This window comes from Cupriavidus sp. GW821-FHT02F09, from assembly GCF_059421605.1.
This window is the reverse complement of the sequence record NZ_JBWKVH010000001.1, coordinates 127,644-149,795: the sequence shown is the minus strand read 5'-3', so window position 1 is coordinate 149,795 and position 22,152 is coordinate 127,644. Positions and strand designations below refer to the sequence as shown.

The 22,152-nt window shown below is 65.5% G+C and carries 17 protein-coding genes and 2 tRNA genes; 9 read left to right on the top strand and 10 right to left on the bottom strand.

The window, feature by feature from the left end; translation table 11 throughout:
- Position 1 precedes the first annotated feature (1 nt).
- From AC07XB_RS00905 to pgi, 3 genes are all read left to right on the top strand, one after another.
- Positions 2-1,627: an NAD(P)H-hydrate dehydratase gene (locus AC07XB_RS00905; protein WP_492807541.1), complete on the top strand. Its 1,626-nt coding sequence runs from the start codon at positions 2-4 to the stop codon at positions 1,625-1,627.
- Positions 1,624-2,586 (top strand): DMT family transporter, encoded by a 963-nt coding sequence (locus AC07XB_RS00900; protein WP_492807543.1) that lies wholly within the window; start codon positions 1,624-1,626, stop codon positions 2,584-2,586. The genes AC07XB_RS00905 and AC07XB_RS00900 overlap by 4 nt, the downstream gene beginning before the upstream one ends.
- A 238-nt stretch (positions 2,587-2,824) precedes the next feature.
- Positions 2,825-4,459, top strand: coding sequence for a glucose-6-phosphate isomerase (pgi, locus tag AC07XB_RS00895; RefSeq protein ID WP_492828553.1), 1,635 nt, complete (start codon positions 2,825-2,827; stop codon positions 4,457-4,459).
- 12 nt (positions 4,460-4,471) lie between these two features.
- Here the strand turns inward: pgi and AC07XB_RS00890 are convergent, their stop codons facing one another.
- Positions 4,472-5,170, bottom strand: a complete 699-nt coding sequence (locus AC07XB_RS00890; RefSeq protein WP_492370655.1) for an ABC transporter ATP-binding protein — start codon at positions 5,168-5,170, stop codon at positions 4,472-4,474.
- On the opposite strand from AC07XB_RS00890, the gene AC07XB_RS00885 reads away from it, so the two are divergent.
- Positions 5,169-5,852: an arylesterase gene (locus AC07XB_RS00885; protein ID WP_492370656.1), complete on the top strand. Its 684-nt coding sequence runs from the start codon at positions 5,169-5,171 to the stop codon at positions 5,850-5,852. The genes AC07XB_RS00890 and AC07XB_RS00885 overlap by 2 nt on opposite strands.
- 72 nt (positions 5,853-5,924) lie before the next feature.
- Here AC07XB_RS00885 and AC07XB_RS00880 read toward each other — a convergent pair whose 3' ends face one another.
- The 8 genes from AC07XB_RS00880 to mnmC form a co-directional block, all read right to left on the bottom strand.
- A complete protein-coding gene (locus tag AC07XB_RS00880; protein WP_492828551.1) occupies positions 5,925-7,874 on the bottom strand; it encodes a SurA N-terminal domain-containing protein in 1,950 nt (649 codons plus the stop codon).
- Positions 7,875-8,121: 247 nt separating this feature from the next.
- Positions 8,122-8,198: transfer RNA gene (locus AC07XB_RS00875), tRNA-Asp, on the bottom strand.
- 56 nt (positions 8,199-8,254) lie between these two features.
- A tRNA-Val gene (locus AC07XB_RS00870) sits at positions 8,255-8,330 on the bottom strand.
- A 281-nt stretch (positions 8,331-8,611) separates the two neighbouring features.
- Positions 8,612-11,023, bottom strand: a complete 2,412-nt coding sequence (gene lon, locus AC07XB_RS00865; RefSeq protein ID WP_043351692.1) for an endopeptidase La — start codon at positions 11,021-11,023, stop codon at positions 8,612-8,614.
- Positions 11,024-11,272: 249 nt separating this feature from the next.
- A complete protein-coding gene (gene clpX / locus AC07XB_RS00860) occupies positions 11,273-12,547 on the bottom strand; it encodes an ATP-dependent Clp protease ATP-binding subunit ClpX (RefSeq protein ID WP_043345921.1) in 1,275 nt (424 codons plus the stop codon).
- A 246-nt stretch (positions 12,548-12,793) separates the two neighbouring features.
- On the bottom strand, positions 12,794-13,444 hold the full coding sequence (gene clpP, locus AC07XB_RS00855; RefSeq protein ID WP_043345919.1) for an ATP-dependent Clp endopeptidase proteolytic subunit ClpP: 651 nt from the start codon (positions 13,442-13,444) through the stop codon (positions 12,794-12,796).
- A 73-nt stretch (positions 13,445-13,517) separates the two neighbouring features.
- The gene (tig, locus tag AC07XB_RS00850) at positions 13,518-14,879 is read right to left on the bottom strand and encodes a trigger factor (protein ID WP_441630808.1); all 1,362 of its coding nucleotides are present in this window, start codon (positions 14,877-14,879) and stop codon (positions 13,518-13,520) included.
- Positions 14,880-15,102: 223 nt separating this feature from the next.
- Complete coding sequence (gene mnmC, locus AC07XB_RS00845; RefSeq protein ID WP_492828549.1) at positions 15,103-17,127, bottom strand: bifunctional tRNA (5-methylaminomethyl-2-thiouridine)(34)-methyltransferase MnmC2/FAD-dependent 5-carboxymethylaminomethyl-2-thiouridine(34) oxidoreductase MnmC1; 2,025 nt, start codon at positions 17,125-17,127, stop codon at positions 15,103-15,105.
- A gap of 266 nt (positions 17,128-17,393) precedes the next feature.
- Here mnmC and AC07XB_RS00840 point away from each other — a divergent pair, with 266 nt between their 5' ends.
- Positions 17,394-18,251, top strand: coding sequence for a 23S rRNA (adenine(2030)-N(6))-methyltransferase RlmJ (locus AC07XB_RS00840; RefSeq protein WP_043345913.1), 858 nt, complete (start codon positions 17,394-17,396; stop codon positions 18,249-18,251).
- Between the two features lie 157 nt (positions 18,252-18,408).
- Positions 18,409-19,065 (top strand): SOS response-associated peptidase, encoded by a 657-nt coding sequence (locus AC07XB_RS00835; RefSeq protein ID WP_492828547.1) that lies wholly within the window; start codon positions 18,409-18,411, stop codon positions 19,063-19,065.
- A 47-nt stretch (positions 19,066-19,112) separates the two neighbouring features.
- On the opposite strand, the gene AC07XB_RS00830 is transcribed toward AC07XB_RS00835, so the two are convergent.
- Entirely contained in the window at positions 19,113-19,364 is a 252-nt protein-coding gene (locus AC07XB_RS00830) for a DUF1488 family protein (RefSeq protein ID WP_043345911.1), read from the bottom strand.
- Positions 19,365-19,697: 333 nt separating this feature from the next.
- On the opposite strand from AC07XB_RS00830, the gene AC07XB_RS00825 reads away from it, so the two are divergent.
- The 3 genes from AC07XB_RS00825 (at position 19,698) to AC07XB_RS00815 (ending at position 22,035) form a co-directional block, all read left to right on the top strand.
- On the top strand, positions 19,698-20,189 hold the full coding sequence (locus AC07XB_RS00825; RefSeq protein ID WP_492370660.1) for a hypothetical protein: 492 nt from the start codon (positions 19,698-19,700) through the stop codon (positions 20,187-20,189).
- Positions 20,190-20,442: 253 nt separating this feature from the next.
- Complete coding sequence (locus AC07XB_RS00820; RefSeq protein WP_492807556.1) at positions 20,443-20,946, top strand: sigma-70 family RNA polymerase sigma factor; 504 nt, start codon at positions 20,443-20,445, stop codon at positions 20,944-20,946.
- A gap of 78 nt (positions 20,947-21,024) precedes the next feature.
- Complete coding sequence (locus AC07XB_RS00815; RefSeq protein ID WP_492807558.1) at positions 21,025-22,035, top strand: FecR family protein; 1,011 nt, start codon at positions 21,025-21,027, stop codon at positions 22,033-22,035.
- Positions 22,036-22,152 lie beyond the last annotated feature (117 nt).

Below are 22,152 nucleotides of genomic sequence, written 5' to 3'. Positions count from 1 at the left end.
CATGCAAAGCTCTGCCCCGACTTCTCCCACGCTGGCCGCTGCGCTGCCCGACGATGCCTGGCTGCCCCTGGACGCGGCAAGCGCCAGCGTGATCCCGCTGTACGACGTGGCGACCATCCGCCACATTGAAGCGGCCGCCATGGCCAGCCTGCCCGCCTTCGCGCTGATGTCCCGGGCCGGCGCTGCCGCGGCGGCCTGGCTGGCGCACCATGCGCCAGCGGGCCCGCTGCTGCTGCTGGCCGGCCCGGGCAACAACGGCGGCGACGCGCTGGTGGCCGCCACCCGCCTGCACCAGGCCGGGCGGCAGGTGCAGGTGTGGCTGACGGCCGAGCCCGATCGCCTGCCCGCCGACGCCGGGCGTGCCTGGCTGGAGGCGCGCGCGGCCGGCGTGATACTGCACGCCATGCCGGAGTCCGCCTGCCATGGCACCCTGCCGCCGTTTCCCCCGGACACCTGCGCGCTGGTCGACGGCTTGTTCGGCATTGGCCTGAACCGCGCCGCCGATGGCTTCACGGCGCAGTGGATCGCGCACCTTGCCGAATCCCGGCTGCCAGTGTTCTCGCTCGACATCCCGAGCGGGCTGTTCGCCGATACCGGCGCCGGCACGCCGGCGGTACGCGCGCGCCGCACCCTCACCTTCATCGGTGCCAAGCCGGGCCTGCTCACGCTCGACGGGCGCGATTGCGCGGGCGAGGTCGATATCGCCCCGCTCGGCCTGCGCTACCCGCCGGCCCAGTCTGCCTGCGCCACGGTCAACGTGCCGGCGTCGTTTGCATCGGCGCTGCCCACGCGGCGCCATGCCACCAACAAGGGCACGTTCGGCTCGCTCGCCGTGATCGGCGGCGGCATCGGCATGACCGGCGCACCGCTGCTTGGCGCGCGTGCCGCGCAGCACCTTGGCGCCGGGCGCGTGCACATCGCTTTCCTGGCGCAGCCCGCGCCGCTGATCGACCTTGTGCACCCGGAGCTGATGCTGCACCCGATCGCGGAGATCGAGCTGACCTACATGTCCGCGCTGGTGATCGGCCCGGGCATGGGCACGGGCACGGCGGCGCGCAAGCAGCTGGCGCAGTTGCTGCAAGCCAGCGTGGCCGCCACCGAGCCGCCCGCGCTGGTGCTGGATGCCGATGCGCTGAACCTGCTGGCCGCGGACCCCGCGCTTGCCGCCATGCTTGGCGGCGGCCCGCCGGTGCGCGTGATGACGCCGCACCCGCTCGAAGCCGCGCGCCTGTCCGGCATCAGCGTGGCCGAGATCCAGCGCGACCGCCTGGCGGCGGCGCGCTCGCTGGCGGCCCAATGGCAGGCCGTGGTCGTGCTCAAGGGCTCGGGCACGGTGATCGCGTCGCCACCGGATGCGCTTGGCAGCATGTCGCTATCGATCAACCCGACCGGCAATGCCGGCCTGGCCACCGCCGGCACCGGCGACGTGCTCGCCGGCATGATTGGCGCCCTGCTGGCCCAAGGCATGCCAGCGCTGCAGGCCGCGCAGGCCGCGGTCTGGCTGCACGGGCGCGCCGCCGACCACCTGGTGGCGCAGGGCACCGGCCCCGCCGGCCTGACCGCGAGCGAGCTCTACCTGCCGGTGCGCGACCTGTTCAATGCCCTGTTGCGGGCGCAGCAGGCATGAGCAAGGCGACGGATGGCGGCGCCCGCCTGCAGGCCGCCAGCGGCTCGCCGGCCCGGCGCCAGCTGCTGACCGGCGTGGCCCTGCTGGTGCTCGGCCAATGGATCCTCAGCCTGCTGGATGCCAGCAGCAAGACGCTGACCCAGCAGGGCCTGCCGGTGGTGGGCGTGGCGTGGGTACGCTACGTGGGCCATGTGGCCGCCATCTTCCTGCTGCTCGGGCCGGTGCGTTTCCGCCAGCAATGGCGCCCCGTGAAACCGGGCCTGCAGTGGCTGCGCGGGGGCATGATGCTGGTCTCCACGCTGGTGTTCTTCAGCGTGCTCAAGCTGATGCCGCTGGCCGAGGCCACGGCGCTGAATTTCTGCGCGCCGCTGTTCGTGGTGGCGTTGTCGCCCTGGCTGCTCGGCGAGCGCCCGAGCGCGCATGCGCGCGTCAGCCGCTGGAGCGGCGTGGCGATCGGCTTCATTGGCATGCTGATCGTGGTGCGCCCCGGCGGCGAGCTGAGCGGGGCCGGCATTACGCTGGGCTTGTTGTCGGCACTGGTGTTCGCGCTGATGCAGATGCTGACGCGGCGCATTGCCGCGCATGACGCGCCCATGACCACCTTGATCCAGAGCGGCGTGACCGGCGCCGCCCTGACCACCCTGCTGGTGCCTTTCTTCTGGTTCGAAGCGGCACCCACGCCGCTGCAAGCCGTGCTCCTGCTGAGCACTGGCATCACCGGCTCGATTGGCCACTATTTTGTGATTCGCGCGTTCCAGTACGCGGATGCGTCATTCCTCAGTCCCTTCCTCTACCTGCAGATCCTGTCGGCGACGACCATCGGCTACCTGGCGTTCGGCCAGTTCCCGGACTGGATCACCGCGCTCGGCGTGGCGGTGATCTGCGTGGGCGGGGTGTGCGTGGCGGGGGGCGAGTCAGCGCTGCGGGCGGTTGCGCGCCGGCTCGGGCGCCCCGGCTGACGGGAGAACGGCGCCAGCGCGCGAAGGAATGCGCCCGGCGATCGATCCCCTCGGAAGCACTAATGCCGTCTTTTGCCGCCAAAACGCCGAGTCGTGCCAGATGGGCGCGTTATACTTGAGAGGCTCCTGACCGTTGCGCAAGGCCAGCCGGGCTGGCTGCCGGGGAGCAATGATATCTAGCCGAAAAACCAAGCTTGAAACGGTACTTCCGCGCTGTCCTTCAAAGATTTCCGCACGCATGCCCACAGACCTCCACGCCTGGCACTCACTTCTGCAACACCACGACGCCATTCGCGAAACGCCGATGCGCGAGTGGTTTGCCGCCGGCTCCGCGGAACAACGCGTCGAGCAGTTCTCGCTGGAAGCCGCAGGCCTGTATCTCGATTACTCCAAGAACCGCATCACGCCGCAGACCATGGCATTGCTGATGCAACTGGCGGATGAAGCCGGCGTGCCGAAACGCCGCGATGCCATGTTTGCCGGCGACCACATCAACGCCACCGAGGACCGCGCGGTCCTGCACATCGCGCTGCGCGCCGGCGCCGGCGCAGCGTTCAAGGTCGACGGCAAGCCCGTCATGCCCGCCATCCACGCCGTACTGGAACGCATGCGCGTGTTCTCGCAGCGCGTGCGCAGCGGCGACTGGACCGGCTTCACCGGCAAGCGCATCACCGACGTCATCAACATCGGCATCGGCGGCTCGGACCTGGGTCCGCGCATGGTGTGCCGCGCGCTCTCGCACCTGGCCGGCAACGGCCCGCGCATGCATTTCGTCTCCAACGTGGACGGCACCGAACTGGCCGAATGCCTGGACCGTCTCGACCCCGAGCAAACCCTGGTGATCGTCTGCTCCAAGACCTTCACCACGCTCGAGACCATGGCCAACGCCTGCAGCGCGCGCCAGTGGTTCCTCGACAAAGGCGTGGCCCAGGACCAGCTGGCCAGCCATTTTGCCGCGGTGTCGACCAATGTGGAGGCAGTGCGCGCCTTCGGCATCGACCCGGCGCACATGTTCGAATTCTGGGACTGGATCGGCGGGCGTTTCTCGCTGTGGTCCTCGGTCGGCCTGTCGATTGCGCTGGCGGTGGGCTTCGATGCATTCGAAGACCTGCTGATCGGTGGCCGCGCCATGGATGCGCATTTCAGCAGCGCGCCGCTGGCGCAGAACATGCCCGTGGTGCTGGGCATGCTCGGCATCTGGTACCGCAACTTCTTCGGCATGCCGACCAGCTGCATGGCACCGTACTCCACCTCGCTCGAATTGTTCCCTGCCTTCCTGCAGCAGCTGGAGATGGAGAGCAACGGCAAATCGGTGCAGCTTGACGGCCGCCACGTGCGCGCCCATACCGCGCCGGTGGTCTGGGGCTCCGCTGGCACCAACGGCCAGCACGCCTATTTCCAGTTGATCCACCAGGGCTCGCAGATCGTGCCGGTGGATTTCGTGGCGCCGCTGCGGCCGCCGCGCCTGCTGCCCGGCCATCACGCCAAGCTGCTGGCCAACTGCTTTGCCCAGGCCGAGGCGCTGATGCTCGGGCGCACGGCCGAGGAACTGCGCGCCACGGGCCTCACCGACGAGATCCGTATCGCCCACATGGTGTTCGAGGGCAACCGGCCGAGCAACACGCTGCTGATGGAAGACATCACGCCGCATACCCTCGGCGCGCTGATCGCGCTCTACGAACACCGCACCTTCGTGCAAGGCGTGGTCTGGAACATCAACTCGTTCGACCAGTGGGGCGTGGAACTCGGCAAGATCCTGGCCAAGCCGATCGAGGGCGAGCTTAACCATGCGGAAAGTGCCGCCGCCGGGCAGCACGACGCATCGACCGGCAGCCTGATTGCGCGCGCGCGCGCGGCGCTCGGCAACGCCTGACGCAGCGTTTTATCAAACCGGCGCGGTCATCCACTCGTCGCTGGCAACCCGGCCGGCTTCGATGGTCAGGATGCGCCCGCAGCGGGCCGCCACGGAGCGATCGTGCGTGACCAGCACCAGGGTGGAACCGGCATCGCGGTTCAGCTCGAACATCAGCGCAATGACGGCCTCCCCGGTGGCCGTATCCAGGCTCCCGGTAGGCTCGTCGGCAAAGAGAATGTCGGGACGGGCCACAAACGCCCGCGCCAGCGCCACGCGCTGCTGCTCGCCGCCGGAGAGCGTGCGCGGATAGTGGGAAAGGCGCCCGCTCAGCCCCACGCGGGCCAGCATGTCGGCGGCGCGCTCGCTCACGCCAGCGGTCTCTCCGCGCAACTCCAGCGGCAGCATGACGTTTTCCAGGGCGCTCAGGTGCCCGACCAGCTGGAACGACTGGAACACAAAGCCCACATGGCGTCCGCGCTGCGCTGCCCGCTGGTCTTCGTCAAGCTGGAACAGGTCCTGCCCGTTGAGCTTGACGGTGCCTGTCGTGGGCAGGTCCAGGCCCGCCAGCAAGCCCAGCAGGGTGGATTTGCCCGAGCCGGATGCGCCCACAATGGCCAGCGTTTCGCCGGGCGTGACGGAAAACGACACGTCGTGCAAAATCGTCAGCGAACCTGTCGTGTCGGCTACGGTCTTTCCTAATGACTCGACTGCAAGAATGGATGAAGACATGAGCAAGAAGTTCTGGTGCGGTTGGCGAAAGCTGGCGCTGGCGGTGTGCGTGACCACGCTGCTGCCCGCGATGGTGCCGGCCACGGCGTCGATGGCGCGTGCGGCAACGCCCGCCATCCTGGTGCTGGGCGACAGCCTGTCCGCTGAGTATGGCCTGGCCCGCGATACAGGCTGGGTCAAGCTGATGGAGGCGCGTCTGCGGGCGGAACGTTTCGATTATAACGTCGTGAATGCCAGCATCAGCGGCGAGACCACGGTAGGCGGCAAGACGCGCTTGCCCGACCTGCTGGCAAGGCACCATCCGGCCGTGGTCATCGTGGAGCTTGGCGCCAACGATGCCTTGCGCGGCCTGCCGTTGCAGACCACCGAGGCCAACCTGCGCAGCATCGTCACCAGCGCACAGCAGGCCAAGGCCAGCGTGCTGCTGGTGGGCATGCGCATCCCGCCCAACTACGGGCCGGACTACACCGAACGGTTCTTCTCGCTTTACCCCAAGCTGGCCAGCGAGTACAAGGTCCGGCTCGTGCCCTTCCTGCTGGAGCAAGTCATCGCCAAGCCAGAGTGGTTCCAGGCAGACCGCCTCCATCCCACGGCGCAGGCGCAGGGCACGCTGCTCGATACCGTCTGGCCGCAGCTCAAGCCCTTGCTGAAGGCGCCGGCGGCCGAGACAGCTACCCGCTAGTTGTCCGCGGCTTTGCCATAAAGAGAAAGGCGCCCGAAGGCGCCTTTCTCTTTATGGCTGCGAGCGGCAGTATTACTGCGCGCCAGCCCCGCTGGCCGAACCCGCTTCCGTGGTGGTAGCGGGCTTGAGCAACTTCACCTTGGCCCGGTCCTTCAGGCCTTCGTAGAAGGCTTCCAGCTGGCTCTGGCCCAGCATCTGGCCCAGTTGCTGCGCCTCACCCTGGCGCTGCGCGGCATCCGCCTGCGCAGGCTGGCTGACCTTGCCAATGCGATAGATCGCGTAGCCATCGGCGCCCAGGTCCACGCCGACATACGCGGGCAGCTTGGCCGTATCGGCACGCATCACGGCTTCCACCGCCTTCGGTGCCAGGCCGTCGGCCTTGGCACGCGAGACCGTTACCGATGCGCCGAAACCGTCGGCGCCGTCGCTCTTCTTCAGTGCTTCGAGACGTTCCGCGCCCGCCTTGGCCGCAAGCTCGGCTGCCTGCTGCGCGATATAGCCTTCACGCACCTTGGCCTGCACGTCTTCGAACTTGCGCACCGTGGCCGGGCGGTAGTCGACGATGCGCGCCGCCACCAGCGTGGTGGGGCCAACCTGCACGGCCTCGGTGTTGCGCTTGTTCTTGACGGACTCATCGCTGAACAGCGCCTTGAGCAGCTTCTCGTTATTGAGCGGGTTTTGCGCGCCCAGGGCCGGGTTCGGCTGGCGGGTCACGTTGTCGGCGCTCTGGATCGTCAGCTTGAACTTGTCGGCGGCCGGCTTGAGGCTGTCGGACTGCTCATAGACCGTATTGCCAAACGTGTCAGCCAGTTCGGTGTACTTCTTGGCGGCGAGTTGCTTGCGCAGCTCCACTTCCAGCTCGGTACGGACCTGGTCAAGCGGCTTGGTCTCGGCCGGCTTGATGCCGGTGAGCTTGATGATGTGATAGCCATAGTCGGTCTCGACCACGTCGCTGATCTGGCCATCCTTGAGCGCGTACATCGCGTCTTCGAACGGCTTGACCAGCGCGCCACGGCCCATGAAGCCGAGGTCGCCGCCCTTCTCCGCCGAGCCCGGGTCCTGCGACTGCTTGCGGGCCACGTCGGCAAACGTCTCGGGATGCTTGCGCAGGTCCTCGAGCAGCTTGGTGGCTTTTTCCTTGGCTGCCTGGCGCTCTGCGGCCGGGGCTTCCTTGGGCGAGCCGATCAGGATGTGGCTGGCGCGGCGCTGCTCGTCGGTGCGAAAGCGCGCGATGTTGCTGTCGTAGTAGGACTTGAGCTCTTCGGGCGTGACCGGCGTCGACGCGGCCAGCGCGTCGGCCGACAGCACCAGGTATTCGACCTTGGCTTGCTCGGGCACCGAGAACGCTGCCTTGTGGCTTTCGTAGTAGGCCTTCAGCGCGGCGTCATCCGGATTGACCTTGGCGGTGAAATCGGCCGCCTTGATTTGCAGCGCCTGCACGTCGCGCTGCTGGTCGCGAATGGCGATCAGGCGGTCCAGCAAGGACTTCGGCACAAAGGCGGTAGCGCCAACCGAGCTACTGAGCTGCTGGGTGGCCAGGTCAAAACGCATGCGGGCGTCGAACTGCTCCGGCGTCATGCCCTGCTGGGCCAGCAGGCCGACATAGGCCTTGTCGTCGATCGTGCCGTCTTTCTTCTTCGGCAACTGAGCGATGGCGGGAATGCTGCTGATCGTCTCGAGCAGGCGTTCGTTGGAAACGGTCAGGTGCTTCTTGGCCACCTCATCCGCTACCACGCGCTGCAGGATCAGCTGGTCGAGCACCTGCTGGCGTGCCTGCGCGCCTTCGAACTGGCGCGGGTCGTAGTTCGTGCCAAGCATCTGGCGCATGCGCTCGCTCTGGTCACGTACCACATTATCCACTTCTTGCGCGGTGATAGCGCGGCCGTCGACCTTGGCGAGGTCGTGCGAGCTGTCCATGAAACGCGAGTAGCTCTCCACGCCGAAGAACACAAACGACGGGAAGACAAGCACCAGCAGCAGCAAAAGCATCAAGCGCCGGTTGTTGCGTACGAAATCAAGCATGCTGACTCAGGAAAAGGGTTGTACGAACGGCAAACTCCGGGATTCTATCAGGAGCGGCAGGCTTCACGCGATTTGCAGCCCTGTGGCTGCAATTGGCGAGCCGTATCTGCCCATGCCGTGGCGTGTGCTCCGGGACACTGCAAGCCGGAGCCGGCTTGATCAAGAACGGAGCGCGGAATGTGTGAAGCGATGTGATGCGCAAAAAGCAAAACGGGCCACTAAGGGCCCGTTTTGCTGACTGCTTATTTGGCGGAGTGGACGGGACTCGAACCCGCGACCCCCGGCGTGACAGGCCGGTATTCTAACCAACTGAACTACCACTCCTGAATCGGTGTTGCAGTATGCCTCTGTGTGTCGGGCTTGTCTTGCGGCAGGAGCGATGGTGGGTGCTGAGGGGCTCGAACCCCCGACCTACGCCTTGTAAGGGCGCCGCTCTACCAACTGAGCTAAGCACCCGCTCTTACCGCAGCCGCACTGCATGCTGCAAGCATCGCCGCGCACATATCAGAGTAATTACTGCTGTTTGCGTTGCGAGGGCGCAAGTGTAATACAGCCTTTAGCGTTTTGCCAAGTATTCTTCGCGGGCATTTTTACAGGCCGGAAAATGCACCTGCACGTTGTGCAAGGTGGCACGGATCGAAGGCGGAACAGGAGCCAGAATAGAAAAACGCCGCGGGGACACCCGCGGCGTTTTTCATGCGCTGCCAGCAAGCTACGGCAGCATCAGCGAGACATCATCAGTGATGAATCATCTCGACCTTGGCAGCGCCCTTGTCCGCCACATCGGCAGGCTTGGCCACTTCTTCAGGCAGAGGCTCGGGCTTGCGCTCGAGCGCGAGTTCCAGGACCTTGTCGATCCAGCGCACCGGGACGATCTCGATGGCGTTCTTGACGTTGTCCGGAATCTCCGCGAGATCCTTCACGTTCTCTTCGGGGATCAGCACCAGCTTGATACCGCCGCGATGCGCCGCGAGCAGTTTCTCCTTGAGGCCACCGATCGGCAGGACTTCGCCGCGCAGCGTGATCTCACCGGTCATGGCCACGTCCGCGCGCACCGGAATGCCCGTGAGCACCGACACCAGCGCCGTGGTCATCGCACCGCCTGCCGAAGGGCCATCCTTGGGGGTGGCGCCTTCAGGCACGTGGATGTGGATGTCGCGCTTCTCGAACATCTCGTCCGTAATGCCCAGACGACGTGCCCGCGAGCGCACCACCGAACGTGCCGCCTCGACCGACTCCTTCATCACGTCGCCCAGCGAACCGGTGCGGGTGATGTTGCCCTTGCCCGGCATGATCGCGGCTTCGATGGTCAGCAGATCGCCGCCCACTTCCGTCCACGCCAGACCGGTCACCTGGCCTACCTGGTTTTCCTTGCCGGCCAGGCCGAAGTCGTACTTGCGCACGCCAAGGAACTTGTCCAGGTTCTCGGACGCGACCTTGACCGTGCCCGTTTCCTTCTTGAGCAGCAGCAACTTCACCACCTTGCGGGCGATCTTCGACACTTCACGCTCGAGCGAACGCACACCCGCTTCCCGCGTGTAGTAGCGAATGATGTCGCGCAGGGCGTCTTCGTTCACTTCCATCTCGCCGGGCTTCAGACCATTGTTCTTGATCTGCTTGGGCAGCAGGTAGCGCTGGGCGATGTTGACCTTTTCTTCCTCGGTGTAACCCGACAGCCGGATCACTTCCATCCGGTCCAGCAACGGAGGCGGAATGTTGAGCGAATTGGAGGTCGCCACGAACATCACATCGGACAGGTCGAAATCGACCTCGATGTAATGGTCCTGGAACGTGTGGTTCTGTTCCGGGTCCAGCACTTCGAGCAATGCAGACGACGGGTCGCCGCGGAAATCCATGCCCATCTTGTCGATTTCATCGAGCAGGAAGAGCGGATTGCGCACGCCGACCTTGGCCAGGCTTTGCAGGATCTTGCCGGGCATCGAACCGATGTACGTGCGACGGTGGCCACGGATCTCGGCCTCGTCACGCACGCCGCCCAGCGCCATGCGCACGAACTTGCGGTTCGTGGCACGCGCAACAGACTGCCCGAGCGAGGTCTTGCCCACGCCAGGGGGCCCAACCAGGCACAGGATCGGTGCCTTTACCTTGTCCACGCGCTGTTGCACTGCAAGATACTCAAGGATGCGTTCCTTGACCTTCTCGAGACCGTAGTGGTCTTCATCCAGCACGCGCTCTGCATTGGCGAGGTCGTTGTTGACCTTGCTCTTCTTGCGCCACGGCAGGTTGACCAGCGTGTCGATGTAGTTGCGCACGACCGTGGCTTCCGCCGACATCGGCGACATCAGCTTGAGCTTCTTGAATTCGGCGTCGGCCTTTTTCTTGGCTTCCTTCGGCATGCGCGCAGCCTTGATGCGCTTGTCGAGTTCTTCCAGGTCAGCGCCTTCTTCGCCCTCGCCCAGTTCCTTCTGGATGGCCTTGACCTGCTCGTTGAGGTAGTACTCGCGCTGGCTCTTCTCCATCTGGCGCTTGACGCGGCCACGGATGCGCTTTTCCACCTGCAGGATGTCGATCTCGCCTTCGAGCTGCGACAGCAGGCTCTCCAGGCGCTCGGTGACATTCACCATCTCCAGGATCTTCTGCTTCTGCTCGAGCTTGATCGGCAGATGCGCGGCGATGGTGTCGGCCAGGCGACCCGGCTCGTCGATACCCGACAGCGACGTCAGGATCTCGGGCGGGATCTTCTTGTTCAGCTTTACGTACTGGTCGAACTGCGACACGATGGCGCGGCGCAGCGCCTCCGTCTCGGCGGTCTCGACCGGACCCGGCGGCACGGGCACGGCTTCGCACATGAAGTGCGATTCGTCTTCGCTCACTTCGCGGATATTCGCGCGCTGCGTGCCTTCCACCAGCACCTTGACGGTGCCGTCGGGCAGCTTGAGCATTTGCAGGATGTTGGCGATGCAGCCCACCTCATAGAGGTCGTCAGCGGTCGGCTCATCCTTGGCCGCCGTTTTCTGGGCCACAAGCATGATGCTTTTGCCCGCCTCCATCGCAGTTTCCAGCGCCTTGATGGACTTCGGACGTCCCACGAACAGTGGGATCACCATGTGCGGAAACACCACCACGTCGCGCAGCGGCAACAGTGGCAAGCGGATCGGCTCAGCCGGGAGGAGTTGTGTTCCGGACATCATTTTCCCCAGTCAGTCATTTAGGCGTAAATTGGGTCTCATGAATCGATTGCAAGACATCCTTTGCACGCGATTCGATGCTAGTTGCAAAATGCTGCTCCCCGCACTTGCAAGACCCGTCCAAACAGCATACCCCCGTTTCCTCCCCTTCGTTTTACGAAAATGAAGAAAAAAAGCCGCTCGCTTTTCGCGAACGGCCTCTCAGGACTCGCTGCCGGCCTGGCATCGTCATAAGTGCCGGCGTTCGCGTCAGTTCGAACCAGCCACCTTAGGCTGTTCCTCGTACATCAGCAACGGCGGAGCGTCCCCGGTGATGGTGTTCTCATCGATCACCACCTTTTGCACGCCCTTGTAGTTAGGCAGGTCGTACATCACATCCATCAGCGATTGTTCGAGAATCGAACGCAGGCCACGTGCACCGGTCTTGCGGCGGATTGCCTTGCGCGCAATCGCGGAGAGCGCGGCCGGGCGGATTTCCAGCTCAACGCCTTCCATCGCCAGCAGCTTCTGGTACTGCTTGATCAGCGCGTTCTTCGGCTCGACCAGGATCTGCATCAGCGCGGCTTCGTCCAGCTTGGCCAGCGTAGCCACCACCGGGAGGCGGCCGATCAGTTCCGGGATCAACCCGAACTTGATCAGGTCTTCCGGCTCGACCTGCGGCAGCACTTCGCTGGCCTCGCGCTCTTCCTTGCTTTGCACCTGCGCGGCAAAACCGATACCGGTCTTGTCCGAACGCTGCATGATGACCTTTTCGAGGCCGTCGAACGCACCGCCGCAGATGAACAGGATGTTGGTGGTATCCACCTGCAGGAAGTCCTGGTTCGGGTGCTTGCGGCCGCCTTGCGGGGGCACCGAAGCCATGGTGCCTTCGACCAGCTTCAGCAGGGCCTGCTGCACGCCTTCACCGGAGACATCGCGGGTGATGGACGGGTTGTCGGATTTGCGCGAGATCTTGTCGATCTCATCAATGTAGACAATGCCGCGCTGTGCCTTTTCCACCTCGTAGTTGCAGTTCTGCAGCAACTTCTGGATGATGTTTTCCACGTCCTCGCCGACATAGCCGGCTTCGGTCAGCGTGGTGGCATCAGCGATCACGAACGGCACATTGAGCAGGCGCGCCAGCGTTTGCGCCAGCAGCGTCTTGCCCGAACCGGTGGGACCGATCAGCAGGATGTTGCTCTTGGACAACTCGACGTCGTCCTTCTTGCCGAGGTGCTTCAGGCGCTTGTAGTGGTTGTACACCGCTACGGCCAGGATCTTCTTGGCCTGCTCCTGCCCGATCACGTATTGATCCAGGCTTTCGCGGATCTCGTGCGGGGTGGGGAGATCGGATTTGGCCGTGGCCCCCGCGTCCTTGTCGGATGCAGCAGCCTCGTCGCGGATGATCTCGTTGCACAGGTCGATGCATTCGTCGCAAATGAACACCGACGGGCCCGCGATGAGCTTCTTTACCTCGTGCTGGCTCTTGCCGCAGAACGAGCAGTAAAGGAGCTTCTCGCTGGATGAACCTTTTTTATCCGCCATAGGAATCAGTCACATTAGCAGTGTGCGTGCCGCAGTGCTGGAGCGCTGCGGGGATACGCTTCAAACGCATCATACGCCAAAAAAAATGGCGCGGCGGGTAGACCCCCAAGCTGTGGGGCAAAAGCAAAAAACGAGGCACAAGGCCTCGTTTCTGTATAGCCTTCTTCGTTGCGGCCGGGCGGCGATACCCTGAGGATCGCCACCCGACCCCGGCCCGGCCCGCCTTGCGGCAGCCGGGCCGGTCTGTCAGGCACGGCGGGCGAGCACCTTGTCGATCAGGCCGTAGTCCACTGCCTGCTCGCCGCTCATGAAATTGTCGCGATCGGTGTCGCGGGCAATCTTGTCGACCGGCTGGCCGGTGACTTCCGACAGGATCGTGTTGAGCCGCTCGCGCAGGTACAGGATCTCGCGGGCCTGGATCTCGATGTCCGAGGCCTGGCCGCGCGCGCCGCCCAGCGGCTGGTGGATCATGATGCGCGAGTTGGGCAGCGCCGAACGCTTGCCCTTGGCGCCAGCCGACAGCAGGAAGGCACCCATGCTGGCTGCCATGCCCATGCACAGCGTGGCCACGTCCGGCTTGACGAACTGCATGGTGTCGTAGATGGCGAGGCCAGCCGACACCGAGCCACCCGGCGAGTTGATGTAGAGCGAAATATCCTTGTCGGGATTTTCGCTTTCCAGGAACAGCAACTGGGCGACCACCAGGTTAGCGGTCTGGTCGTTGACTTCGCCGACCATGAAAATCAGACGCTCCTTCAACAGGCGCGAATAGATGTCATAGGCGCGCTCGCCCCGACCGGACTGCTCAACCACCATCGGCACCAGCCCCAGTCCCTGCGTTTCCAGGGCGGAGGCCTGCGTGGTGGCCAGACGGTCAAGCAAATCATTGCGGGTCATGCAAGTTCTCCTGGAGTTCGGTAAGAGACAAGGCTGCGGCCAACGCGCCACGCGCGCCGGCCACGGGCCAGGCTCAGGCCTGCTGAGGCTGGTTGTTGCCTTCGGCAGTCAGTTCCTCGAAGGACACCGTCTTGTCGGTGACCTTGGCCTTGTCGCACACGAAATTTACCACGTTGTTTTCGAGCACGTAGGCCTCCATCTCGGCCAGGCGCTGCTGGTCACCGTAGTACCAGCGCATGACTTCCTTCGGGTCTTCGTAGCTCTTGGCGAAGTCTTCGATCTCGGCCTTGATCTGGTCTGCCTTGGCGTCCAGGCCGTGGGCCTTGACGATCTCGGCCAGGATCAGGCCCAGCTTGACGCGGCGCTCAGCTTGCTGCGTGAACATTTCGGCCGGGATGGGCATGTCCTTGGCGTTGGGCATGCCACGTTGCTCCAGGTCGCGACGCGCCATTTCCACCAGGCGCTCCTGGTCTTGCTCGATCAGGGCCTTCGGCACTTCCAGCTCGCTCGCCTTCAACAGCGCGTCCATGACCTGGTCCTTCAGCATGGCGTGCGTGCGGCGCTTGACTTCGCGCTCCAGGTTTTCGCGGATGTCGGCGCGCATCTTCTCGACGCTGCCGTCGGCGATGCCCAGCGACTTGGCGAACTCGTCGTTGACTTCCGGCAGGTGCGCCCACTCGATCTTCTTGAGCGTGACGGTGAACTCGGCAGTCTTGCCGGCCACGTCCTTGCCGTGATAGTCCTCGGGGAACGCCAGCGGGAAGGTCTTGCTCTCGCCAACCTTCAGGCCTAGTGCGGCTTGCTCGAACTCGGGCAGCATGCGGCCTTCGCCCAGCACGAAGGCGAAGTCGTCAGCCTTGCCACCGGGGAATTCCACGCCGTCGATCTTGCCGACGAAGTCCAGGGTCACGCGGTCGCCGTTCTGGGCGGCCACTTCGGCGCCGCCGTCGCCGTGCTCGCCGGCTTCGCCACGGGTGTGGTAGTGCACGCGCTGCTTGCGCAGGATGTCGATGGTCTTGTCGACTTCGGCATCGCTGATTTCGGTCTTGGTGCGGGTCACTTCGGCGCCAGCCAGGTCACCCAGCTTGACTTCCGGATAGACCTCGAAAGTCGCGTCGAAGGCCACTTCGTCTTCGCTCACGCCGTCGGTCTTGACTTCGAACTTCGGCTGGCCGGCAACCTTGACGTCTTGTTCCTTGGTGATGTCGAAGAACTTGCGGGCAGCCTTGTCGAAGCGCACTTCGAACTCGACTTGCTGGCCGTATTGCTTCTCGACCATCTTCATCGGTACCTTGCCGGGACGGAAACCGGACATCTTCACCGTCTTCGACAGGCGAACCAGACGTTCCAGCTTTTCCTTTTCGACTTCGGCCTTGGGAATGGCCAGGGTCACCTTGCGGTCCAGTTTGCCAAGGTTTTCAATGACATTCGACATGGTCGTTGATCCAATCCAGAGTGTTGTTGTGTTCGTAAGCGCACCCCGCTCGCGTGCCCGAGAAGACACAGGCAAAGCGACGGCTAATGCCGATACCCGGCACGCAAACCGCGTCGCACGCAGGACACGCGCAAAAATTGGCGTTTCCAGAGCATCCGGGCGCAGGTCCACGCAAACGGAAAACGGGCATTATCGCACGGTTTTCATTCGGTTCCGGCAGTTTTTACCCGGGAACCGGCTCGGCGGGCACATCACCGCTTGCCACGGTCCCCTGGCGCAAGGCGCGCACCAGCAGGCGCGCCGGATCGATGGCCTCGGCCAGTTCGAGCTCGAGCGGCAATGGCTCCCCTTCGATCTGGCTGGCCAGCAATTCCGCCCCCAATGCGGCCCATGTGAGGCCGCGCGAGCCATATGCAAGTGCCGCGTAAAGCCCCGGCAGCCGAGGGATATCCCTTAGGCGTGCCCCGCTGAGTGCCGCGGCGTCCCGCGCCGCCTGGGCCTCGTCGGCCACGCGGCCGATCAGCGGCAGGCGGTTGTGCGAGACGCTGCGCACGCCCACATACCCCTTGAGCGTTGCCGGATCCAGGCTGGCGGCCGTGCCGGCAAGCGCCGGCAGCAACGCGGCGAGCCGGGCGAGGTTCTCGGCGTGCACCGCGGGGCGCTCGTCCAGCGCGCCGGATTCCTGTGCATCCGGCTCGTAGCTGGAACCGATGCGCGCGGTGCCATCCGCGGCGCGCGGCAGCAGGTAGCCGGTGCCGGTGACCACGCAATCGGGCCATTGCCCAAGGCGCGCCAGCTCTGCCGGCTCCAGCGTGGTGAGCTGGCCGCGCACCCGGTCGATCGTCATATGGCGCAGCGCGAGCAAGCGCAGCGCTTCGTACGCGTTGGCCACGACCACCACCGGCGCCGCTGCCATGACCATGCCCGCCTCATCCAGCGCCTGCCAGCCATCCGCCACACGCGCCAGCCGCGCAACGCGGCTGCCATAGCGCGCCGTTACCGCCGTCCCGGCCCGCGCCAACTGCGCGCGGCAGATCTCGGGCGGCGGCGCCCAGCCGCCCTGCCCGAACCACAGCCCCCCATGGGGCACCGGCGCGCCATGCCGGCTGGCCGCTTCCTCGGCGCTCATCCACCGCGCGAAGGCCTCCGGAAAACCCAGGGCGGCCAGAGCCGCCTGCTGGATAGCTGCGTCCTCCACGCCCGCACCGGTCTGCAGCACGCCGCAGCCCTGCCAGCCGGGCGCATGTCCCGCCGCCGCCAGCCCCGCCCAGGTCCGCAGGGCCTGCAGGTTGCCGGCGCGCGACAGGCGCGACAGGACGCTGTCATCCGAGGACAAGTGCGGATGCATGGCGGCGGCACGGTGGGACGAAGTCAGCTGCGCAGGGCCGTCATGGGCATCGAACAAGGTCACGCGCCAGCCACGCAAGGCCAGCCGCTCCGTGACCGCGCAGCCGGCCAGGCCCGCGCCGATGACGATCGCGTGCCGCTCGGGCCACGCGGCGACGGATGGCGGCGGCTGCCGCCGCGTGCCGCGCATGACGGGGAAGCGCGCCACGGTCATCGGTGGCTCTGAGCCATATCCCGGTGCAGAACTGACCGCGAAGCCGGCGGCTTGCAAGCCCCGCTGGAAGACGATGTCCGCCACGTGGGTGGCGAGCGTGGCCTCCGGGCGAGCCAGCCGGGCCAGCCGCTTCATCAATGGCGGCTGCCACATATCGGGATTGCGCGCAGGCGAAAAACCGTCCAGGTAAAACGCATCCGCGCCCAGCGCCAGCCGCGGCAGCACGGCGTCGACATCGCCAAACGCCAGCGTCAGCACGACCGCCCCGCCCTCGAATTCCAGCCGGTGCAGGCCGGGCAGCGCCAGCGGCCACGCGGCCCTCAGCTCGGCGGCCAACGGCACGAGCGCCGCCTGCGCGCCAAGGCTGACATGCATCGCGGCAAGCCCCTCGCTCGTCAACGGATGCTTCTCGATCGACACAAAATGGAGCCGGCGGCAACGCTTGGGATCGTCTCGCCATGCCTGCCAGGTTGCCAGGAAGTTCAGCCCCAACCCGAAGCCGGCCTCCACAATCACGAACTGGTCGCGCCCACCCCAGGCCTGCGGCAAACCGTTGCCGGCAAGGAAGACGTGACGGGCCCGCTCCAGGCTATCAACGTTACCGTGATAGGCCTCGTTGTAGCGCGCCGAGTATGGCAAGCCTGAGGCGGAAAATGCGGGCTCGGCGAGATCTAGGCTGCGGGACATGGACAAGGCAACAAGGTGACAAGGGTCGGGAGAATGGGAAATGCGCAGGACCGTCAGACGCGCAATGCACTGGAAGTGCATTGGGACCGGAGGATGGCGAAGGAGCCGGCAATCGGCAATCGGCAATCGGCAATCGCCCGCCAGGCGCGCCCTCCGGCATGCCGCCGGCCCGCCCCAAAGCCCGGCGATGGTAGCATAGCGCCCTGTGCCGCCGGCCCCTCCAGGCCGGCACCTGCACGCCCCGCACGCCCTTTTCCCGCCTCGCCATGCTCAGCTACCGTCACGCCTTCCACGCCGGCAACCACGCCGATGTTCTCAAACACGCCATCGTGGTCCAGTTGCTGGAGCAGTTGAGCCAGAAAGACAAGCCCTTCTGGTACATCGACACGCACGCTGGCGCCGGGCTGTATGCGCTCGATCACGCCTACGCGCAGAAAAAGGGCGAGTTCGAGACCGGCATTGCCCGGCTGTGGCAGGCCGCCGCCGCCAAGCGGCCCATGCCGACGCTGGTCGAGGATTACCTGGAGCAGGTACGCACGCTGAACCCGGACGGCAACCTGAAGCACTATCCCGGCTCGCCCTGGCTCGCCTGGCAGATGCTGCGCGACGCGGACCGCCTGCGCCTGTTCGAGATGCACAGCACCGAAATCCAGGTGCTGCGCGACAACTTCCGTGGCGCCGGCCGCCGCGTCATGCTGTACGACGGCGACGGTTTCACCGGCATCAACGCCATCCTGCCCCCGCCGCCGCGCCGCGCGCTGGTGCTGATCGACCCCTCATACGAGGACAAGCAGGACTACGGCCGCGTGGTGCGCAGCCTGCAGGATTGCCTGCAGCGCTTTGCCACCGGCATGTACGCGATCTGGTATCCCGAAGTGCAGCGCCGCGAATCCGTGCAATTGCCGGTGCAGTTGAAAAAGCTGCCGCTCAAGAGCTGGCTGCACGTCACCCTGCGCGTCAAGCACCCGGTCGCTGGCGGGCTGGGCCTGCACGGCAGCGGCATGTTCATCGTCAACCCGCCGTGGCGCCTGAAAGAAACCCTGGAGGCAGCCATGCCGGCCCTGGTGACGATGCTGCGCCAGGACGACGGCGCCGGCTTCACGCTGGAAGCGCAGGAAAGCTGACCTTCGCGCCGGCCGGGCCGCGCCCGGTTGCGTGCCTCGCGCAACCGCATCGGCTCGGCAATCAGCGGGCGTTCGCCCGTACCGGGCTTTGGCCTTCCCCACCCATCCTCCATACTGGTAAATCCCATTAGCAAGAGGCGCCCGCTGGAGGCAGCCCATGTGCATCAACTACGCACCCGCGCAGGCTGGCCTGCTCCGCGACGTATTTGGCGTCACCCGCCCGGCGCAGGAATGGCCGCCGGAAACATGGCCCGACTATGCGGCGCCGCTGCTCGTCTCGGACCATGATGGCCAGCGGCAATGCCTGGTCGCTACCTTCGGCATGGTCCCCAGGAAACGCATTCCACCGGGCGTGGCGAAGTTCGACACCACGAACGCGCGCTCGGAATCGGTGGCCGAAAAACGAACCTTCTCCGCCGCCTGGAAGAGCGGCCAGTTCTGCCTGGTGCCAGCGGATTGCTTCTACGAGCCCAACTACGAAACCGGCAAGGCTGTGCGCTGGCGCATCCGGCTCAAGGACGCCGCGCCTATGGCGATCGCGGGGCTCTGGCGCGCGTGGCCAGGCGCGGATGGCCAGCAGGCCGTCAGCTTCACCATGCTGACCATCAACTCGGATCGCCACCCGTTGATGCGCCGCTTCCATGCGCCGGGCAAGGAAAAAAGGATGATCGTGATCGTGCCGCCCACCGATTGGGACGATTGGCTGAACTGCCGGGATACGGAACTGGCGCGTAGTTTCCTGCGCCCCTATGCGGCGGACAAGATGGTGGCGGAACCCGCACCGCTGCCGCCTCGCACGGCAAAGGCATCGTGACGGGCGAGCGCCCCTCACGATCGGAATCGCCAGCGATCGTGCCGCCGTCAGGAGATGGTGTACCTGTTCTGCCGGCTGCGGGAATAAAGCCCGCGTGCTAGTTCCAGGATGTGGTCGCGGTGGCGGTCGAATGCCTCCAGCACGGCAGGCTCGTCCGGGCGCAGTTCGGGGCTGAGGTTGGAGAGTACCGCTCGGTCGACCTCGAAGGAGATCTCACGCGAACTGTCGTAGCCCCAAAAACATACGCAATGCCTGGATGGGTCGTAACTCCGGCTGGGATTGGGAAAATTAAGTGCCATCTCTGTATCCTAGTCCGATTCGCCGCCCTCTGTACGGTATAGAAGGCGGGACTGCCGTATTTGCGCCGGATTGGGCAACTATCCCATCAGCAAGTCTGGAGAAGACCGCTTCTCATTGCCATATCGCTTACCGATGACCTGGTGTCGAGCCGCACAGACATGACGCGACATAGGTGTTGGGAAAACCAGATCTAAGCATCTTCTACTTCGCCCGCGCACGGCCAGACCGTACGATTCGCATCACAACCACGGTGGCACGATCTCCGTGGTCCAGGACAGGACGGCAACCATAAAGCTGTCCGCCTGACATCAACACTAGGGTCAAGGGGTCTTATGAAAAGCTTGCGCGGAGCCAGCAACGGGTGGGCGCCGGACGTCGAGGTGACGGACAGGGGCATCTGGAAAAACACGATCGCCGCAGCCAGCCACGCGCTGGAAACCGTCGCCCTCATCGAGCACGGCGTTGGCATGACATTAAAGCTGCAGCGCAAGGTCCGCGCGCTGCGCGAGCGTTTGCACGCCACGCAAACCGAACTGGACCGCTACCGCGACATGCACGCCGCCGCCATGGAGGCGTTGCGCCGGGCCGAGGTGACGCCGCCCGAAGACACCGGCCGGCTGCGCGCCGAGGGCGAAGCCCTGCAGATGCGCCACCGTGCCTACAAGCTGCTGGTCGAGCATTACGCCCGGGCCGGCATTACCATCGACCTGGCCGTCTTCGCCAGGCAGCGCCGCCAGGTCCTCCAGCACATCCTTTTCCAGCAGCGCCGCGGCGTCGCGCCGGGGCAGATCAGCGTCGACGATATCGCCTTCCTGCTCCGCTGATCCCATCGCCAGAGGGGAAAGAGATTCCGACGGCCATTGCGACAATCGCGAGCCAGCCGGATCCGCTTACACCGGCTGCGCTTTCAAAGGCCCGCGCAGTTCGCGGGCTTTTTTTTTCGCGCCGGCGGGCGGGCGCCATGTTGCTGCTCCGTATTGCTGCTCTGTCGCGCCACTCAATGTAGCTATTGACGAACATTGCCCGCGCAAATGATAATACGTCGCATTTGCAACCACCCGCAACCGCGCGCACGCCATGCCGTCACATCCCTCGCGCGCGTTCGGCTTGTTCGCCTACTACGAAGAGCTGGTTGGCACCTGGACTCGCAAGCTCGCCAATCGCTTTGATGCCGAGGACCTGACTCAGGACGCGCTGCTCAAGGTGCTGGAGCGCAAGGACAGCCCGCCCGAGCATCCCCGCGCCTACCTGCACCAGACCGCCCGCCACCTTGCCATTGACGCCTTCCGGCGCGAGGGAGGCCGGCAGACGCTCCCGCTTGACAGCATCGACACGCATCACGCAAGCTCCGGCGATCCCGAAGCCGCGCTCCACGCTATCCAGCTCGCCGCCGCGCTCGAGCAGGCGCTGGCGGAGCTGCCGCTGGCATGCCGTCAGGTCTTTGTCTGGCAACGCCTTGAAGGGCTCTCCCAGCAAGAGATCGCCGAGCGCCTTCAGGTCTCCAGGAACATGGTCGAAAAACACATGATCCGCACGATGCGCCATCTGCGCGACCGGCTCGGCCCGCAAGCACCCCATTGAGTACCACGCCTTGATCCAGGCTCCTGCCCCCTCCTCCTTGCCCGCGCCCCTCCCTGGGGCCGCACGCCGATGACGCCAATGACGCCGACGCCGCCGCCGGACGCTCCCCGTGAAGCCGCGGCACGCTGGTTTGCGCGCGTCCGCGCTGGCTCACTCAGCGAGCGAGAACGCATTGAGATGGCGGCCTGGCTTGGCGCCAGCCCCATGCACCGGGCCGAATACACCGCGCTGGAGCGCATCTGGCAAGTGGCAGGCGTGCTCGACCCGGAGCGCCTGCGCGCCCTGGCGCAAGACCCAGCACCGGCCGCCGCCGCCCGGAGATCGGGACCTGCCTTGCGCGCCGCCATACTGGCCAGCCTCTGCGCGGTGGCCGTTGGCGCCGCCTGGCTCATGCGCCAGCAGGCCGCGCCCGGCCCGGCTACCTATGTGGCCAGCGATGCGAGCCACTACACAGCCAGCTTCAGCACCGCGCCTGGCGAGCGGCAACGCGTGACGCTACCCGACGGCTCCGTCGTCGAGCTCAACACGCGCACGCGGCTATCGGTACGATTCGAGCCAGGCCAGCGCACTGTGACGCTGGCAGACGGCGAGGCTATGTTCGAGGTCGCCCACGCCAACGAGCGGCCCTTCGTGGTCGATGCCGGCAGTGGCAGCGTCACGGTCACCGGCACCCGCTTCGACGTGCGCCGGGACGGCGCCGAGGTCACGGTCGCGGTCGAATCCGGGTCGGTGAGCGTACAAGGGCGCAGTGCAGCTGCGTCTGCGGCGCGCCTGTCGGCCGGCCTTGGCACGCGCATTGCCGGCGACGGCCGGGTCGCGCCCGCGGCAACGGTCGATCTCGGCGCCGCCGTGGCGTGGCGCGAAGGCAAGCTGCTGTTCAAGGACCAGCCGCTGTCGCTGGTAGCCGCCGAGGTCTCCCGCTATCGGCGCAGCCCGGTCAGGATCCGCGACGCCGGCACCGGCGCACTGCGGCTGAGCAGCGTGTTCCGCGCCGACGATACCGATGCCCTGCTCGCCGCCCTGCCGCAGTTCCTGCCGGTGGGCGTGCGCACCCTGCCCGACGGCAGCACGGAAATATTTTCACGCTAGATTCAGGTTTTTGCTCCGCGTTTCGTCTTCTCCCGGAACGTGCCCGCGCGCCGCGGGCCTGCGTGCCTTTGTGCCAATCCGGCCTCTCCGAGAAGACCCGACGTGAACCAGCAACAT

What these genes read in the sequence shown, in the direction of transcription:
- AC07XB_RS00905 (WP_492807541.1), top strand. Translation starts at nt 2, where the DNA reads ATGCAAAGCTCTGCCCCGACTTCTCCCACGCTGGCCGCTGCGCTGCCC.
- AC07XB_RS00900 (WP_492807543.1), top strand. Translation starts at nt 1,624, where the DNA reads ATGAGCAAGGCGACGGATGGCGGCGCCCGCCTGCAGGCCGCCAGCGGC.
- pgi (WP_492828553.1), top strand. Translation starts at nt 2,825, where the DNA reads ATGCCCACAGACCTCCACGCCTGGCACTCACTTCTGCAACACCACGAC.
- AC07XB_RS00885 (WP_492370656.1), top strand. Translation starts at nt 5,169, where the DNA reads ATGAGCAAGAAGTTCTGGTGCGGTTGGCGAAAGCTGGCGCTGGCGGTG.
- AC07XB_RS00890 (WP_492370655.1), bottom strand. Translation starts at nt 5,170, where the DNA reads ATGTCTTCATCCATTCTTGCAGTCGAGTCATTAGGAAAGACCGTAGCC.
- AC07XB_RS00880 (WP_492828551.1), bottom strand. Translation starts at nt 7,874, where the DNA reads ATGCTTGATTTCGTACGCAACAACCGGCGCTTGATGCTTTTGCTGCTG.
- lon (WP_043351692.1), bottom strand. Translation starts at nt 11,023, where the DNA reads ATGTCCGGAACACAACTCCTCCCGGCTGAGCCGATCCGCTTGCCACTG.
- clpX (WP_043345921.1), bottom strand. Translation starts at nt 12,547, where the DNA reads ATGGCGGATAAAAAAGGTTCATCCAGCGAGAAGCTCCTTTACTGCTCG.
- clpP (WP_043345919.1), bottom strand. Translation starts at nt 13,444, where the DNA reads ATGACCCGCAATGATTTGCTTGACCGTCTGGCCACCACGCAGGCCTCC.
- tig (WP_441630808.1), bottom strand. Translation starts at nt 14,879, where the DNA reads ATGTCGAATGTCATTGAAAACCTTGGCAAACTGGACCGCAAGGTGACC.
- mnmC (WP_492828549.1), bottom strand. Translation starts at nt 17,127, where the DNA reads ATGTCCCGCAGCCTAGATCTCGCCGAGCCCGCATTTTCCGCCTCAGGC.
- AC07XB_RS00840 (WP_043345913.1), top strand. Translation starts at nt 17,394, where the DNA reads ATGCTCAGCTACCGTCACGCCTTCCACGCCGGCAACCACGCCGATGTT.
- AC07XB_RS00835 (WP_492828547.1), top strand. Translation starts at nt 18,409, where the DNA reads ATGTGCATCAACTACGCACCCGCGCAGGCTGGCCTGCTCCGCGACGTA.
- AC07XB_RS00830 (WP_043345911.1), bottom strand. Translation starts at nt 19,364, where the DNA reads ATGGCACTTAATTTTCCCAATCCCAGCCGGAGTTACGACCCATCCAGG.
- AC07XB_RS00825 (WP_492370660.1), top strand. Translation starts at nt 19,698, where the DNA reads ATGAAAAGCTTGCGCGGAGCCAGCAACGGGTGGGCGCCGGACGTCGAG.
- AC07XB_RS00820 (WP_492807556.1), top strand. Translation starts at nt 20,443, where the DNA reads ATGCCGTCACATCCCTCGCGCGCGTTCGGCTTGTTCGCCTACTACGAA.
- AC07XB_RS00815 (WP_492807558.1), top strand. Translation starts at nt 21,025, where the DNA reads ATGACGCCGACGCCGCCGCCGGACGCTCCCCGTGAAGCCGCGGCACGC.